This is a genomic window from Bremerella sp. JC817 (genome assembly GCF_040718835.1).
GTDB lineage: Bacteria > Planctomycetota > Planctomycetia > Pirellulales > Pirellulaceae > Bremerella.
On record NZ_JBFEFG010000092.1, the window covers coordinates 1 to 309 of the forward strand.

A 309-nucleotide genomic window follows, 5' to 3' on the forward strand; every position below is an offset into this window, starting at 1 on the left:
GTCGACCTGGAATTGGCCGGTGCAACATCACCTCATTCAAATCAACCTGCTCGATAAATCGCCCGACAACGCACGGCGCACCGTCACCAAAGGTGCATCCGCCTCATTGAAAGCCTCAATCCTCGCCACGGCCTGATGCAAAACCTGGTGGTCACGGAAGGAGAATCAGGCCGCTACTGCGTCATCGAAGGGGCAAGGCGGCTGGAAGCACTGCTGTCACTACAGGCGGAGGGCAAACTCCCGGAAGACCATGCGGTTCCCTGCCAGGTGGTGGGCACGGAGCAGGCGCTGGAGAAAAGCCTCGCCGCC

Annotated in this window: 1 protein-coding gene; it reads left to right on the forward strand. The window is 60.5% G+C overall.

The window, feature by feature from the left end:
* Nucleotides 1–57: 57 nt before the first annotated feature.
* Nucleotides 58–309, forward strand: a 252-nt coding sequence (locus AB1L30_RS00435; RefSeq protein WP_367011384.1) for a ParB/Srx family N-terminal domain-containing protein, incomplete at its 3' end; no start/stop codon positions are given.